Consider the following 15,537-nt stretch of genomic DNA (forward strand, 5'->3'; position numbering starts at 1 on the left):
ACCAACTAAATTGATGAACAACACTCTGTTTTTTTAGAGGAGGGGAGACTAGAAATTTATAAATAGGATTGTATTTATTTGGAGTTTTTGTTCGGAGTCACTCTTCCCCTATACCTTCATATTAGAAAGTATAGCAGATTTTCTTATTTTCAGAAATATAAAATATTTTCAAATAATATTTGACAAGCCTTTATGAAAGAAAAGCGCAAGCGCCTTGGTCATCGCCGTACAAACTGGAGGAGCATCGACTGAGATAAAGCGAGACTTCCATTAGGGCCTCATCCTAATGGATAGCGAGACTTATCGGACTTTTACGGGCAGTTAACTCACAAGTTAGTGTTCTTTGATCATTTTTCTATTGCCCGTTAAAGTGGGATAAAGGAAACACGGTAAGCGAAGCGCACCGATGTTGACTTATCGTAGGGAGATGCTCTGAAGTTTGATAGGCGATAGGCGCTGGAGCTAGACACAAAAATTAAGTACAAAATTTTATACTTTCTTACCTTTTAAAAAAGTCTGACAAAGTACATGTGATCTGTACCCTTAAAAATAGACAGTTTATAAAAAGACCTTTATGCACTTAATAGGTGGCTTCGGTATTGTTCCGGGGCCATCTTTTTTAATCCCCATTGATATCGGTAAGTATTATAGTAGACCATATAATCTTCAATTACCCCTTTTAATTCTGTGAGTGTTTGACATGAAGAAGCATCAATCTCATCTTTTAAATGGCCAAAGAATGATTCTATTGGTGCGTTATCCCAACAGTTTCCTTTACGAGACATAGATTGAATAAACCCAAGTTTCTTAACTTTTTTTCGATATTCTGGATTTGTATAGTGAAATCCTTGATCAGAATGGAGTATGGCTTCTGGGTGGACGTTCCCGTCCAAGGCATTAATTAAGTTATCAAGTGTTCGATAAACAAGTCGCATTTCTAATGTTGTCGAGAGATAGTAGGCCAAGATTTCACGTGTTGAACCGTCTTTAACACATGACAAATATACAGGTATGCCATTTTCTAAATAAAGATAGGTGATGTCAGTAAGTAACACTTTACCAGGCTCACTATGTACGAAATTTCGATTCAGGATATTTGGACGAGTCCGGTGTTCTTGTGTTGCCTGAGCCATTCGTTTGTAAGGGTTTGACCTTCTAATTTTTGACTCTAGGTTAAACTTATTCATAATACGATAGATTTTCTTGAGATTCATCACAGTGAAATAATCATTTTCTAGAACCATTCTTATATCTCGTCCACCTGATTTACCATTCTTTTCATCGAAGACTTGTTTTATAAGTTTATAATCCTGTACATCCTTACGTTCTCTATCGATACGCTTGGGTTCAGCCTTAAGCCAGGCATAGTAACTTTTGCGTTTTACTGTAGCTAATTCACAAAGATAAGATACCATTCTAACTAGACCATATCTACGAATTGTGGCCTCAATTAGTTGGAACTTTTCTGATAATGTTAATTTTGTTTCTTCGCCTTCCTCTCTAGTTCTTCTAACTTTTTTAAGAAGTCGTTCTCCATCTCTAAGAAGGCAATACGTGCCTCTGCTTTTTTTAGTTTATCTTCTACTGTAAGATCCTTCGAAGATGGGCGTCCAGTGCTTCCTTTACCACGAAGCTCATTCTTAAAACCTTCCTCACCATACTTTTCATAAGTTTTTCTCCAACGCTTTAAACATTGTTGAGGCTTTTTAGATCCAATTATGTCTAGATCAAATCCATATTCAATGAAAATATCCGTTGGCCCTTTGCCATTTTTGTATTCCTTAATGGCAGCAATTTTAAATTCAGGTTTGTAAGAGATCGACCGATCTGATACATGATTGACATTTGGATTGTTCTCCAGTTGTTGACGTTGAAATTCATTAAAAATAATTTTACTCATATTAGTTCCCCGTTCTCTCTATTTGTTTTGATTATAACGGTTCTTCTATGATAAAACATAAAAAATCCCGAAAAATGGACTTTTTTATAAGTGTCCATTTTTCGGGATACAGATCAATGCCAGACTACATAAGTTTTTTATAGTTACAATTTAGCTTTTGGATGCTGTTTTTGAATGGTATATTAAAAAAACACTAAATAAATAATTCCGATCAAAATAAATAACCCACATAACCCAAATAAAACTTTAGCTAAAGTCTCCAACTCACACTCTCCTTATATCCCTGCTCCAATGACAAACGATAAACCCACTGATATAACAAGTGAGATAAAGCCAACCGCTCGATTGTCCTTTTGTATTTCTTCATCTATTCTGAACTTTGGCGTCATAAACTCATAAATAAAGTAGCCTAATAGCAAGAGAATAAAACCAAATAGTCCAGATCCCATCATTTCCAATAAGCTATCATGTTGGTTAATTGAAAATCTAAAAATATTTGCAATGCCGAATATTTTTCCCCCTGTTGCCATTGCAACAGCCATATTTCCATTTTGAATTTCTTCCCAATTTTTATATTTTGTCACAAGCTCAAATATTGTTAAAAACACAATAATACAAAGAACAACAACACTGTAGTAAGCAGCAATTTGGACTAATTCATTTTCCCAGAATCCTTTCATCACATCTTCTCCCCGCTATTTGAGTTCGACAATGGTTACTCCAGACCCACCTTCACCTGCTTCTCCAAATCGGGTGTTTTTAACACTTCGATGGCTTTTGAGTAATTCTTTTACACCTGTCCTAAGAGCTCCTGTACCTTTACCATGAATAATAGATACTCTTGGGTAACCAGCTAATACAGCATCGTCTAGGTATTTTTCTACTTTAAGTAGTGCATTTTCAAAGCGTTCACCACGTAAATCTAATTCAAGAGAAACATGATAATCCTTACCTTTTACTGTTGCTAAAGGTCTTTCATGTACCTCTTGTTTTGGTCTCTTTATATATTGAAGATCTTTTTCTTTTACTTTCATTTTCATGATGCCCATTTGAACCTGCCACTCATTTTCACTAACCTTTTCAATTAAATGACCTTTCTGGTCAAAGCTAATCACTTTTACTTCATCCCCAGGTAAAAAGGATTGCTTTGCTGGTTCTTTCTTTTCAACTTTTTTGCTCTTCTCAAATGCTGGAATTGCATCTTCTAAGCGTTTTCTTGCATCAATGAGCTCATGCTCTTTTACTTGTGCATTGTGATCTTTTCTTAACTTTCTTAATTCATGAATAATCTTTTCTGCTTCTTGGCGTGCTTCCTCAACCTTTTCTTCAGCTTTGCGTTCAGCTTTTTCATACAAAGCGTCACGCTCCTGATTAAACTCAATAATTTGTTGTTGGAGCTCATAATGAAGCTGTTCGGCTTCCTTGCGAATTTTTTCCGCTTCAATCATCTCATGCTCAGCTGATTTTTTACTGGTTTCTAATGAAGCAATCATCGTATCTACCTCATTACGTTCATCACTCATTTGCGCCCTTGCCATATTTATGACATGTTCTTGCAAGCCCAGTCTCTTTGAAATTTCAAATGCATTACTCCGGCCAGGTACACCAATTAATAGCTTATAAGTTGGACTTAATGTTGTAATATCAAACTCAACGCTTGCATTGATGACACCAGTACGATTATATCCATATGCCTTAAGCTCAGGATAATGAGTGGTCGCAACAACCCGTGCTCCTCTGTTATATACTTCATCAAGGATTGAAATGGCGAGTGCTGCACCCTCCTGAGGATCAGTACCTGCTCCAAGTTCATCAAAAAGCACTAAGCTTTTTTCATCAACCTTATCAAGAATATCAACTATATTAACCATATGCGAAGAAAACGTACTCAAGCTCTGCTCGATTGATTGTTCATCACCAATATCAGCATAAACCGCATCGAACACAGCGATTTCAGAACCATCAAGAACAGGAATTTGCAAGCCAGCCTGTGCCATTAATGTACATAAACCCAACGTTTTTAACGCAACTGTTTTACCACCTGTATTTGGACCTGTAATCACGATTGTAGTAAAGTCTGTTCCCAGTTCAATATCGTTTGGAACAACCTCATCTTCGGGTAAAAGTGGGTGCCGTGCCTTAAACATTCGAACAACACCTGTGTTATTGACAGCTGGCTTAATTCCTTTAATTTGTTTTGCATATCTTGCCTTCGTAAACATAAAATCCATTTCTGCTAAGCAATAAACATTTTGTAAAATATCTTGACTATTCTCAGCAACCTCTTCAGATAAAAGTCTTAAAATTCGTTCAATTTCAACCTTTTCCTTAACTTTTGCTTGTTGTAAGATGTTATTCAAATCAACAATCACCTGTGGTTCAATAAAAAGTGTAGCACCTGAGCTTGATTGATCATGTACAATTCCCCCATATGAACCACGATATTCCTGTTTAACTGGTAAAACAAAGCGATCATTTCTTATAGTGATAATTGCATCTGAAAGCATTTTTGTTGCAGAAGATGAACGAATCATTGATTCTAGCTTATCTCTAACTCTTGCTTCTGTTGTGCGAAGCTGCTGACGAATGCCCTTTAATGTGTCACTTGCACTATCTAAAACATAACCATTATCATCGATACATTGTGAGATGTTTTTTTCAAGGTCTATTAAAAGCACAATTTTTTCAGCAAGCTCTGGTAAGTGGTGTAATTCAATATCTTCTTCAACCATTTTTTCAATAAAGCGTTTCATATTTCGTCCAGCATAAAGTGTTCCAGCCACTTCGATTAATTCAGACGCACTTAGTAAACCACCGATTTTTGCACGCTTAACAGTTGCTCTAACATCTACTAATCCTCCAAGTGGTGCATTGCCTTTTAAGCGTAACACCTTTGCAGCCTCATCTGTCTCCTCTTGAGCGGTTATCACTTCTTCATAATGACTAGAGGGAATTAACGCTTTTGCTTTTTCTTTCCCTAATGAGGAAGATGCATGCTTAACAAGCTGCTCTTTAACTTTTTCAAATTCTAATACATGAAATACTTTCTGCTGCAAACCTTAAACCTCCTAAATAGAAAAGCGCAAGCTCATTGATCATCCAAGTCGCTATTCTAACTGAATTATTCTTTATGATGTCTATTTAAAAATGCTTGTAGCTTATCAATCTCCCAAGTATTTATCACATTTTCGCTTTCAATCCAACCTTTTTTCGCAGTTGATACCCCTATTTTCATATGTTCAAGCATTTCTTTATTATGGGCATCTGTATTGATAACAAGCTTTACACCTGCTTCTTGTGCTTTTCTGACATGTTCAGCACTTAAGTCTAGTCGATTAGGATTGGCATTTAACTCTAAGGCTGTATCCGTTTCTTTTGCTAATTGTATTAGCATATCTACATCTACATCATAGCCTTTTCGCTTTCCAATTAGACGACCTGTTGGATGAGCAATAATGTCAACATGCTGATTATCCAAAGCGGTTTTTAAACGGTTCATAATCACTTCTTGTGACCCAGAAAAGCTTGAATGAATCGATGCAATAACAAGATCCATCTCACTTAATAGCTCATCATCATAATCTAAAGTTGCATCTGGTAAAATATCCATTTCTACTCCTGCAAGGATCGTAATATCATCATATTCATCATTTAACGCATGAATTTCTGCTCGCTGTGCTCGTAACCGCTCAGGTGTCAATCCATTTGCGACCTTTAAATATTGAGAGTGATCTGTGATCGCAATATAGCTATAACCTTTTTTGCGACACTCCTCTACCATTTCCCGAATTGTAAAAGCACCATCACTCCAGGTTGAGTGCATATGTAAATCACCTTTTATATCGTCTAATCGGATGAGCTTCATTTTATTATTGAAAACATCTACCTCTGAACCATCCTCGCGTATCTCTGGATCATAATGTGGGAGATTAAAATACTCATAAAATTCAGCTTCAGTTGCAAATGTTTTGATTTCGTTCGTTTCAGTATTTTCCACACCGTATTCACTTATTTTTTCCCCACGCTCTTTCGCAAGCTGTCTCATTCTTACATTATGATCCTTAGAGCCGGTAAAATGATGTAGGGTAGTTGCAAATTCAGTAGGCTTTACTAAACGAAAGTCCACGCTCACTTCATAGTCATAGCCTAATTGGACCGAAACCTTTGTATCACCACTTGCGATAACATCAGTTAAAAAAGGCATTGCTAAAAGCTGATCCCTAACCATTTCCGGCTCATTTGTCGAAATGATGAAATCTAAGTCCTTTATGGTTTCTTTCATTCTGCGAAGACTACCAGCTTTTGAAAACTTTTCTATGCCATTACACTGCTCTAAATATGCTTCTATTTCTTCTGCTATTGGAAGCATGAACGCTAATGAAAGACGCTCAGGACGACTCCCCATTTCTGCAATCGCTGCTAAAATCTTTTCTTCAGATTTTTTTCCAAAGCCAGCTAATGCTTGAATTTTATTTTCCTCACAAGCCTGCTTCAATGCTTCAACACTATCTATATGTAATTCCTTATATAACTTAGCAATTTTTTTGCCACCTAAACCTGGTAGTTTTAACAGTGGTAAAAGCCCAGCTGGAACCTCTTCATTTAGTTCATCCAAAATTTCTGACTTTCCGGTTTCTACATATTCCTCTATTACTGCTGATGTCCCTTTGCCAATACCAGGAATTTTTGTAAAATCATCGATTAAAGCTAAACTTCTGTCATCAGTCTCTAATGCATTCGCTGCTTTTCGAAACGCTGATATTTTAAAAGGATTTTCACCCTTAAGTTCCATTAGTATTGCTATATTCTCCAATAAACGAATTACGTCCTTTTTATGAATATCCATTTTTTCACCTCTATTATTAATTGCATGTTAATAAAAATGATACAAATAATTAAACGAAAAGTACAATTTTTTAAAAGCATCCATAAAGTAAAAGAAAAAAACTTCTCTATGTAAGCAGAGAAGTTATGACATGTACTGAATCCATAGTTCATTTACTTTATTAGAAAAATACGGAGTATGATTTACAATTAAATCAGCTAGCATTGATTGGTCTAACACTACCTGAAGTTGTTGAATTGGAATAAGCGCTCCTATAAATAGGAAAATAAATAACAAGAGGTATGATTCTAGAAAACCTAAAATTGACCCTGCCCATCTATTTAATTGTTTTAAAATTGGTAATAAAGCAACAAAATCTAACATAGAACCAATTATTTGCATAACAATCTTTGTACCTATAAATAATATAACGAACGCAACTGCACGATAATATGCACCTTCTAAATTATCACCGTTTATCAAAGAAAGGATTGCCGGTCCCTCATTTGTCACAGGATACGGAACCCATAGCTTTAATTTCGGTGCAAGATCATCGAAATACTGGTATGCTACAATATATGCGACGATAAATCCTGTCAAATGAACAAATTGCAGGATAAAACCGCGTTTTAGGCCAACTAGTATTCCGAATAATAGAATAATAAATAATACTAAATCTAGCATTTGTATGCTTCAATCCTTTTCTATGATTTGTTTCTCTAGTTTTTCATAATCTTCTTTTAACTTTAAATAGTCATGAACTATATTTACTGCTGTTAATACAGCAAGTTTATTTATATCAAGAGAAGGGTTCTTACTATTAATCTCTCTCATTTTATCATCAACAATTGAAGCAACTGCACGAATATGACTTGTGCTTTCTGTACCTATAATTGAAAATCGTTGACCATATATATCTACTATCGTTTTCGATTTAGGGCGATTTGACAACGATGAATCCTCCATTTCTTGCAAATCCTACTCACTATCATAACATGAGAATAAAGGATATGGGAAGAAGTTCAATTTTTCAAACACTTTGTATCCAATTTTGTAATGCGAAAGGATGTCTCCATTGGCAAATTCAGTAATTAAGGTAAATTTAGCTACTATAAAAAAAATGGAAGTTCATTATGCAGCTAATAAAACGGACAAAATACCACCAGGTGCTTATTTTTCTGCAAAAGCAAATGGCTGTACCATTACTGCATATAAATCCGGAAAGGTTTTATTTCAAGGTGGGACTGCAGATGCCGAGGCTTCAAGGTGGGGGACTCAAACTCCAACTATGAAGAAACCTGCACAATCTTCTTCTAGCAAAACTCCAACCGAATTTAAAACACCCTCCAATATTTCAAGTTTATCGATTATTGGTTCTGATGAGGTTGGGACCGGCGACTTTTTTGGTCCAATTACAGTTGTTGCGGCTTTTGTTAAAAAGGAACAAATTCCTTTACTACAAGAGCTCGGAGTTAGGGATTCTAAAAATTTAAAAGATCCGCAAATAATTGCGATTGCTAAAGATCTAATTAATACAATTCCATACAGCCTACTCGTGCTTCATAACGAAAAATACAATGAGCTTCAACAGCAAGGCATGTCACAGGGAAAAATGAAAGCCTTATTACATAATCAAGCGATCAATAAACTCCTTGAGAAAATAGCTCCTGAAAAACCTGATGGATTATTAATTGATCAATTTGTTGATCCACTCATATATTTTAAGCACCTACAGGGGAAAAAAGTTGTGAAAGAGAACGTTTATTTCTCAACAAAAGCAGAAGGCGTTCACTTGGCAGTTGCCGCTGCATCGATTATTGCAAGATATTCTTTTGTAAAAGAATTTGAGCGTTTATCTGAAAAAGTCGGAGTTACGATTCCAAAAGGAGCGGGAGCACAGGTTGATGTAGCAGCTGCTAAGATTATTAAAAAAAGCGGAAGTCAGTTTTTAGCTACTATCACTAAAAAGCATTTTGCTAATACTGACAAAGCAATGAAGTTAGCGAAAAAATAAAAACAAAAGGGTAAGCACTAGTTTATGTGCTTACCCTTTTATCAATACTATTACCCGCGTAATGTTGCTCCAACTTTCTCTTCTACTGCTTTTAACACTTTATCATGTGCTTTAGTTACATCTTCATCTGTTAGCGTGCGCTCAGGGTCGAAATAACGAAGGGAGAATGCAACAGATTTCTTACCTTCTTCAAGACGATCTCCTTCATAAAGATCAAAAACAGATACATTTTTTAGCATTTTACCACCTGCTTCAGTAATAATCTGTTCAATTTCTCCCGCAACAACATCCTTATTAACAACAAGAGCGATGTCTCTTGTGATTGAAGGGAAACGAGGAATGACTTCAAAACGAGTTTCAGCTACTTCAACTGTTAAAAGATCTACTAGAGATAGCTCAAAAACATATGTTTCGGTTAAATCTAATTGTTTTTGAACAGTTGGATGTATCTGACCAATGAACCCAACAAGCTTTTCGCCTAGGAATAGCTCAGCAGTTCTTCCTGGATGCATTCCTTCACGATTTGCTTGTTTATATTGGATATGCTTTGTTAAACCAAGAAGATCAACAAGTCCATCAACTATTCCTTTTACAACATAGAAATCAACAGGTTTCTTTTCTGCTTGCCATGAATGTGAATGCCATAATCCTGTAACAGCAGCAGATAAACGTTCTTTCTCAAGCGGTTGAAGATCTTTACCTTGCGTAAGGAAGATTGATCCAATTTCATAAAGTGATACTTGATCGATTTGTCTTGCTAAGTTGTATTTTAACGCATCTAATAAATGTGGAAGTAGGCTTAAACGTAATACACTGCGTTCTTCACTCATTGGTAGCGCAAGCTTTGTTAATTCAGATGCTTCTAGTGCATACTTTGCTGCTTTTTCTTCACTTGTTAATGAATAGGTGATTGCTTGATTTAAACCAGCACCTTCTAAGTAACGACGTACTTTACGACGCTTTTCCTGATAATCGGTTAATTTACCTGGGAATGCTTGCCCGATAGGTAAAGTTGTTGGAATATTGTCATAACCATAAAGTCTTGCAACTTCTTCTACTAAGTCCTCTTCAATTGTAATATCACCACGTCGAGTAGGAACAGTTACAGTGATTGTTGAATTATCAAGCTTTACACCGAATTGCAGACGCTCAAATATCGTCTTCATTTCTTCTGCTGAAATATTCATTCCAAGTACACGATTCACTTTCTCAACAGTTGTTTGAACTATAACTGGTTCGAAGGTTGTAGATTGTACCTCAACAGTTCCTTCTAACACCTCGCCACCTGCATATAAGGAGATTAGCTCAGCTGCACGCTCAGCTGCTGGAAGAACACGGTTTGGATCAACACCCTTTTCATAGCGAGCACTTGCTTCACTTCTTAGTCCGTGATCTTTTGATGCATTACGGATTGTTTGCCCGTCGAATAATGCAGATTCTAGTAAAACAGTTTTTGTATCAGATTGTACTTCAGAATTCGCTCCACCCATAACACCTGCAAGAGCAACTGGCTCAGTTCCATTTGTTATCACTAAATGATCTACAGTTAATGTGCGCTCTTGATCGTCCAATGTCACAATCTTCTCACCATCTTTTGCACGACGGACAAGAATTTCCTTCGAGCCTAAGCGGTCATAATCAAATGCATGCAATGGCTGACCATATTCTAACAATACAAAGTTTGTAATGTCGACTACGTTATTATGAGGACGAATACCTGCAGCCATTAATCGAGTTTGCATCCATAATGGTGATGGTGAGATTGTTACATTTTTAATAACCTTTGCTGTGTATAATGGGTTGTCTTCTGTTGCTTCAACCTTTACTGTCACTGCATTCGATGCTTTATCTGCAGTCCTTTCATAAGAAATCTCAGGATATTTCACTTCAAGGTTTAATATGGCAGCAACCTCATGTGCAACGCCAAGCATACTTAATGCATCTGCACGATTTGGTGTTAAGCCTAACTCAAGGACAGCATCATCAAGGTTTAGTTGCTCAAGTGCATCAGCACCAACTTCTACATCACTTGGGAAGACAAAAATACCTTCAGAGTATTCTTTCGCAACTAGCTTTGATTCAATGCCAAGCTCCTGTAATGAGCAAATCATCCCATTTGATACTTCCCCTCGAAGCTTTGCTTTCTTAATTTTAAAATTCCCCGGTAAAACAGCACCTACAGTTGCAACAGCAACCTTCTGTCCTTTATCCACATTCTTTGCACCACAAACAATTTGAACAATTTCACCTTTTCCAAGATCCACTTGACATTTATTCAGTTTATCAGCATCTGGATGCTGCTCTTTTTCAACGACATGACCGATAACAACACCCTTCATGCCCTCGTTTAATACGTCAACACCCTCTACTTCAATTCCACTCCGTGTAATCTTTTCAGCTAATTCATCAGGTGTGATTCCTGTTAAATCAACATATTCTGCTAACCATTTATATGAAACAAACATGTTAAAAGCCTCCTTATATTGTTAAGAACTATATTAATTTTGCACAATGGATAAGTGCTCGACATTCAGCTCCAGCTTATGCTTGTCGGGGCTGGTCAAGGCGCTTGCGCTTTTGTTCTTAAGCTCGTTTAAATTGTTTTAAGAATCGTACATCATCTGTATAGAAATGACGGATATCATCAATACCGTATTTTAACATCGCAATTCGTTCAGGTCCCATTCCGAATGCAAAGCCACTGTATTTCTTTGAATCAAATCCAGCCATTTCCAATACATTTGGATGTACCATCCCAGCTCCTAATATTTCGATCCAACCAGTACCCTTACAAACATTGCAGCCTTTTCCACCACAAGAGAAACAAGAAACATCAACCTCAACAGATGGCTCTGTGAATGGGAAGAAGCTTGGACGTAATCGTATTTCACGCTCATCACCGAACATTTTTTTCGCAAAAACTTCTAGTGTACCTTTCAGGTCGCTCATGCTAATGTTTTCATCTATAACAAGACCTTCAATTTGGGTAAATTGATGGGAGTGTGTAGCGTCATCATTATCACGACGATACACCTTACCAGGACAAATAATTTTCACAGGTCCTTTCCCTTCATGCTTTTGCATCGTTCTTGCCTGTACAGGAGAAGTATGTGTACGTAACAGCAATTCTTCAGTTATATAGAAAGAATCCTGCATATCACGTGCTGGATGCCCTTTAGGAAGGTTCAATGCCTCAAAGTTAAAATAATCTGTTTCTACTTCAGGACCTTCAGCTATTTGATACCCCATACCAAGGAATAGATCTTCGATTTCCTCGACTACTGCTGTTAAAGGATGATGATTTCCAACCCTTACTGGACTACCTGGTAATGTAACATCAATTGTCTCTTTTGCTAGCTTTTGTTCAACAGCTAGTTGCTCTAAATAGTCCTGTTTTCCTGATATCGAAGTAGCAATTGTTTCACGCACTTCATTTGCAAGTGCCCCCATTACAGGGCGTTCTTCAGCTGTAAGCTTACCCATCCCTCTTAAAACCTCAGTAATCGGGCCTTTTTTCCCTAAATATGCTACACGAATGTCATTTAATGCTTTTAAATCCTGCGCTTGTTCAACCTTTTCAAGCGCTTCTTGTTGAAGCTGTTTTAATTGCTCCTGCATTTGTAATTCCTCCTTTATTCATTATGCTTTAATAGTTTTCTTGCAAAATAAAAAACCCGCCCCTAAAAGGGACGAGTTTGAATTCGCGTTACCACCCTTGTTAACTGTATATACATAGTCCTCATACAGCTCACTTCATTTCCATAACGGTAAAAACCGGAGCACCTTTACGTTCTAGAGGTCGGAGTGGGAGGTTAGAAGTTGGTAAAACCTTTCTTCTCTTTACTCTATTGCGGTCCAAGTGTCAACTCAAGAGGTGAATTCATTTACTTCAATCCTAAAAATGCTTGCAGTCTAAGGCATTTTTTCCCTGGATGGACGAACTGTAAATTACTAGTCTCTGTCATCGTTTCATTCATATGTAATTTCTATCTTATTATAATCAAAACGATATGTTCCCGCAACCTATCCTTTTAAATGATAAAGAAGGATTCCTGTTGCAATCGCAACGTTTAATGATTCTGCTTCTCCATATATCGGAATATACAAATTCTTACTAGTACTATTCAGTAATTTATTGTTAACACCACTACCCTCGTTGCCAATAATAAGACAAAATTGCTCAGATGGTGAAGCCTCGCGATAGCTTACTCCATTTTGTAAGGAAGTCCCATAGGTAGGAATTTGCTTTTCGTTGTAAATTTCTAGCCACTCAAGTAAATTTCCTTTTACAATTGGTAAATGAAAAATAGATCCTTGGCTAGATCGAATACACTTTGAATTGTAGTGATCAACAGTACCTTCACCTAAAATAATACCGTCAATGCCAGCAGCATCTGCTGTGCGAATAATAGTTCCTAAATTACCTGGGTCTTGTACACTATCCACTAGAAGAATTCTTTTCCATGCCTCTGCTGAATGCTGTAATTGAAATTCACAAATTGCCGCGACCCCTTGTGGAGTTTCCGTATCACTTATAGCTTTCATTATTTCCTTTGTGATAAGCGTTATATTCAGTTGATCGACATTCCAATGTGTAGGAAGTGTTACATCTTCTGAAACAATTAGATCTTTTATAATTTCTTTTGTTTTTAATGCTTCCTCGACTAAATGTAGACCTTCTATGATATACGTCCCTGTTGCTTCACGTTCTTTTTTTGTATGTAGTTTTCGCCATTGCTTTACTTTTTGATTTTTAACTGATTCTATTCGATCCACAGTAAATCTCCTTTTGCCTATTTCCAATATCTCTTACCAATCATACATAATTCTTCGCCGAATAACAAACGCTAATCATAAGCAGTTAAAAATAACAAAGGAGTGTGTATAGATGAATTTAAATTTACGTCATGCAGTTATTTCAAACGTAACAGGCAATAGCCAAGATCAACTACAGGATACAATTGTTGATGCGATTCAAAGCGGTGAAGAAAAAATGCTTCCAGGTCTTGGAGTTCTTTTTGAGGTTATTTGGCAAAATGCCAATGAACAAGATAAGCAAGAGATGTTAACAACGTTAGAGCAAGGATTAAAAAAATAATGAAAAATGCTGGGTTAAATCTCCCAGCATTTTTCATTTTTATTCAAATGTAATTTTATCTACTGTTTCACGATCCAAGCGTTTTATTACTTCTGTGATCAATTTAACCGCATTTTCATAATCATCACGATGAAGCATAGCAGCATGTGAATGAATGTAACGAGTAGCAATTGTAATCGAAAGTGCTGGTACACCATTTGCAGAAATGTGAATAGCCCCTGAATCTGTTCCCCCGCCTGCAATTGCATCAAATTGATAGGGTATATTTAGTTCGTCTGCTGTATCTGTTACTAAATCGCGTAAACCTTTATGTGATACCATCGATGCATCATAAAGGATTATCTGTGGACCATCACCCATTTTGCTAGCCGCTTCTTTTTCCGAAATACCAGGAGTATCTCCAGCGATACCAACGTCCACCCCAAATGCAATATCAGGCTGAATAAGGTTAGCAGATGTACGGGCTCCACGTAAACCAACTTCCTCTTGAACTGTACCTACTCCATACACAACGTTTGGATGATCTGTTCCACGTAATTGTTTAAGGACGTCAATCGCTATCGCACAGCCAATTCGATTATCCCAGGCTTTTGCAAGTAACATTTTTTCATTTTTCATAACGGTAAATTCAAAATAAGGAACAATTTGATCACCTGGCATTACACCAAATTCCTTTGCCTCTTCTCGGCTTGATGCACCAATGTCAATAAACATATCCTTAATATCAACCGGTTTTTTACGAGCTTCTGCTGGAAGAATATGTGGCGGCTTGGAACCAATGATTCCTGTCACATCACCTTTTTTCGTTACAATTGTTACGCGCTGTGCCAGCATGACCTGTGACCACCAGCCACCTACTGTTTGAAAGCGAAGAAACCCTTTGTCATCAATTTGCGTAACCATAAAACCGACTTCATCTAAATGGCCAGCAATCATAACTTTAGGACCGCTTTCATTACCAACCTTTTTTGCAACCAAGCTACCTAAATTATCTGTAAATACTTCATCAGAATAGTCTTTTATGTATTTTTTCATGACGTCACGAACTTCACGCTCATTACCAGGAATACCTCTTGCATCTGTTAAATCCTTAAGCATTGTTAATGTTTCATCTAGCTTTGTCATTATATAGCCTCCTTCAATTAACAATATCTTTATTATTATACAATAAAGGCTAAACGAAACGAAATAATGTCCTATAAAGGAAATTAATACCCTTGTTGCTGTCTTTCATGATTAACTTCATTTTTTGAAACATACGCTTTTTCTACCTGCTCATTAGAAAAGCCTAGAAGTTTACCTAAATACAAATATTCCTCAAACATTTTTTTATACTGACTAATGGATTGATTATTTTTAAATGCAGTTATTGTCTCATATACGATTAAAAATTGTTCTGTCATACTACGATCATCTTGCTTGTCCTCTATAGATAATGCTGGGTTAACCTTGATTTTTAAACCTAGTGATAGGATAAAGTGGACACCGTCTACATATTCTTCTAATATGACGTCAATCGCTGCAGGTGGCTTCAAACTCCAGAACTTAAAGCATCTTGTCTCATTAGCAAGTTCTCCTACTTCTACTAATAGAGCAAGAATTTTCCTTTCAGTTAGAGCTTCATTTTGTAGCTGGTGCTGTGTTTCAATTTTAGTATCTAATTGTTGCTGCATATTAAATAAATTTGTTAGATTCATACA

The 15,537-nt window shown here is 36.6% G+C and carries 13 protein-coding genes and 1 other annotated feature; of the genes, 2 read left to right on the forward strand and 11 right to left on the reverse strand.

The window, feature by feature from the left end; translation table 11 throughout:
• Window positions 1–572: 572 nt before the first annotated feature.
• The 6 genes from HUW50_RS01990 to zapA form a co-directional block, all read right to left on the reverse strand.
• A protein-coding gene (locus tag HUW50_RS01990) for an IS3 family transposase (RefSeq protein WP_185653649.1) occupies window positions 573–1,900 on the reverse strand; the annotation gives its coding sequence in 2 pieces (ribosomal slippage) (window positions 573–1,531 and window positions 1,531–1,900; 1,329 coding nt in all).
• 275 nt (window positions 1,901–2,175) lie between these two features.
• Window positions 2,176–2,580, reverse strand: coding sequence for a DUF350 domain-containing protein (locus HUW50_RS01995; RefSeq protein WP_066326916.1), 405 nt, complete (start codon window positions 2,578–2,580; stop codon window positions 2,176–2,178).
• 15 nt (window positions 2,581–2,595) lie between these two features.
• Window positions 2,596–4,956 (reverse strand): endonuclease MutS2, encoded by a 2,361-nt coding sequence (locus HUW50_RS02000; RefSeq protein ID WP_066326914.1) that lies wholly within the window; start codon window positions 4,954–4,956, stop codon window positions 2,596–2,598.
• A gap of 65 nt (window positions 4,957–5,021) precedes the next feature.
• A complete protein-coding gene (gene polX, locus HUW50_RS02005; RefSeq protein ID WP_066326912.1) occupies window positions 5,022–6,746 on the reverse strand; it encodes a DNA polymerase/3'-5' exonuclease PolX in 1,725 nt (574 codons plus the stop codon).
• A gap of 123 nt (window positions 6,747–6,869) precedes the next feature.
• Window positions 6,870–7,409, reverse strand: a complete 540-nt coding sequence (locus tag HUW50_RS02010; protein WP_066326911.1) for a CvpA family protein — start codon at window positions 7,407–7,409, stop codon at window positions 6,870–6,872.
• A 9-nt stretch (window positions 7,410–7,418) separates the two neighbouring features.
• On the reverse strand, window positions 7,419–7,691 hold the full coding sequence (zapA, locus tag HUW50_RS02015) for a cell division protein ZapA (RefSeq protein WP_396652579.1): 273 nt from the start codon (window positions 7,689–7,691) through the stop codon (window positions 7,419–7,421).
• A gap of 109 nt (window positions 7,692–7,800) precedes the next feature.
• Between zapA and rnhC the strand changes: the two genes are divergently transcribed.
• Window positions 7,801–8,739: a ribonuclease HIII gene (rnhC, locus tag HUW50_RS02020; RefSeq protein WP_066326907.1), complete on the forward strand. Its 939-nt coding sequence runs from the start codon at window positions 7,801–7,803 to the stop codon at window positions 8,737–8,739.
• 50 nt (window positions 8,740–8,789) lie between these two features.
• Here rnhC and pheT read toward each other — a convergent pair whose 3' ends face one another.
• The 3 genes from pheT to HUW50_RS02035 all read right to left on the reverse strand — a co-directional run bounded on the left by pheT (window position 8,790) and on the right by HUW50_RS02035 (window position 13,515).
• Complete coding sequence (gene pheT, locus HUW50_RS02025; protein ID WP_066326906.1) at window positions 8,790–11,204, reverse strand: phenylalanine--tRNA ligase subunit beta; 2,415 nt, start codon at window positions 11,202–11,204, stop codon at window positions 8,790–8,792.
• A 118-nt stretch (window positions 11,205–11,322) separates the two neighbouring features.
• Window positions 11,323–12,357 carry a phenylalanine--tRNA ligase subunit alpha gene (gene pheS, locus HUW50_RS02030; RefSeq protein WP_066326904.1) on the reverse strand — a complete coding sequence of 345 codons (1,035 nt, stop codon included), beginning with the start codon at window positions 12,355–12,357 and terminating at the stop codon, window positions 11,323–11,325.
• 64 nt (window positions 12,358–12,421) lie between these two features.
• Window positions 12,422–12,713 (reverse strand) — a binding site (T-box leader).
• A 49-nt stretch (window positions 12,714–12,762) separates the two neighbouring features.
• Window positions 12,763–13,515 (reverse strand): TrmH family RNA methyltransferase, encoded by a 753-nt coding sequence (locus HUW50_RS02035; RefSeq protein WP_066326900.1) that lies wholly within the window; start codon window positions 13,513–13,515, stop codon window positions 12,763–12,765.
• A gap of 112 nt (window positions 13,516–13,627) precedes the next feature.
• Between HUW50_RS02035 and sspI the strand changes: the two genes are divergently transcribed.
• Window positions 13,628–13,837, forward strand: coding sequence for a small acid-soluble spore protein SspI (gene sspI / locus HUW50_RS02040; protein ID WP_066326898.1), 210 nt, complete (start codon window positions 13,628–13,630; stop codon window positions 13,835–13,837).
• 39 nt (window positions 13,838–13,876) lie between these two features.
• Here sspI and HUW50_RS02045 read toward each other — a convergent pair whose 3' ends face one another.
• Both HUW50_RS02045 and HUW50_RS02050 read right to left on the reverse strand, forming a co-directional pair.
• On the reverse strand, window positions 13,877–14,962 hold the full coding sequence (locus HUW50_RS02045) for a M42 family metallopeptidase (protein ID WP_066326895.1): 1,086 nt from the start codon (window positions 14,960–14,962) through the stop codon (window positions 13,877–13,879).
• Window positions 14,963–15,045: 83 nt separating this feature from the next.
• Window positions 15,046–15,534, reverse strand: coding sequence for a dUTP diphosphatase (locus tag HUW50_RS02050; protein WP_185653650.1), 489 nt, complete (start codon window positions 15,532–15,534; stop codon window positions 15,046–15,048).
• Window positions 15,535–15,537: the final 3 nt, after the last annotated feature.

The sequence above is a fragment of the Metabacillus sp. KUDC1714 genome (genome assembly GCF_014217835.1).
Classification (GTDB): Bacteria; Bacillota; Bacilli; order Bacillales; family Bacillaceae; genus Metabacillus; species Metabacillus rhizosphaerae.

Coding starts and splice junctions, on each gene's coding strand:
- HUW50_RS01995 (WP_066326916.1), bottom strand. CDS start 2,580: ATGAAAGGATTCTGGGAAAATGAATTAGTCCAAATTGCTGCTTACTAC.
- polX (WP_066326912.1), bottom strand. CDS start 6,746: ATGGATATTCATAAAAAGGACGTAATTCGTTTATTGGAGAATATAGCA.
- HUW50_RS02010 (WP_066326911.1), bottom strand. CDS start 7,409: ATGCTAGATTTAGTATTATTTATTATTCTATTATTCGGAATACTAGTT.
- zapA (WP_396652579.1), bottom strand. CDS start 7,691: ATGGAGGATTCATCGTTGTCAAATCGCCCTAAATCGAAAACGATAGTA.
- pheT (WP_066326906.1), bottom strand. CDS start 11,204: ATGTTTGTTTCATATAAATGGTTAGCAGAATATGTTGATTTAACAGGA.
- pheS (WP_066326904.1), bottom strand. CDS start 12,357: ATGCAGGAGCAATTAAAACAGCTTCAACAAGAAGCGCTTGAAAAGGTT.
- sspI (WP_066326898.1), top strand. CDS start 13,628: ATGAATTTAAATTTACGTCATGCAGTTATTTCAAACGTAACAGGCAAT.
- HUW50_RS02045 (WP_066326895.1), bottom strand. CDS start 14,962: ATGACAAAGCTAGATGAAACATTAACAATGCTTAAGGATTTAACAGAT.
- HUW50_RS02050 (WP_185653650.1), bottom strand. CDS start 15,534: ATGAATCTAACAAATTTATTTAATATGCAGCAACAATTAGATACTAAA.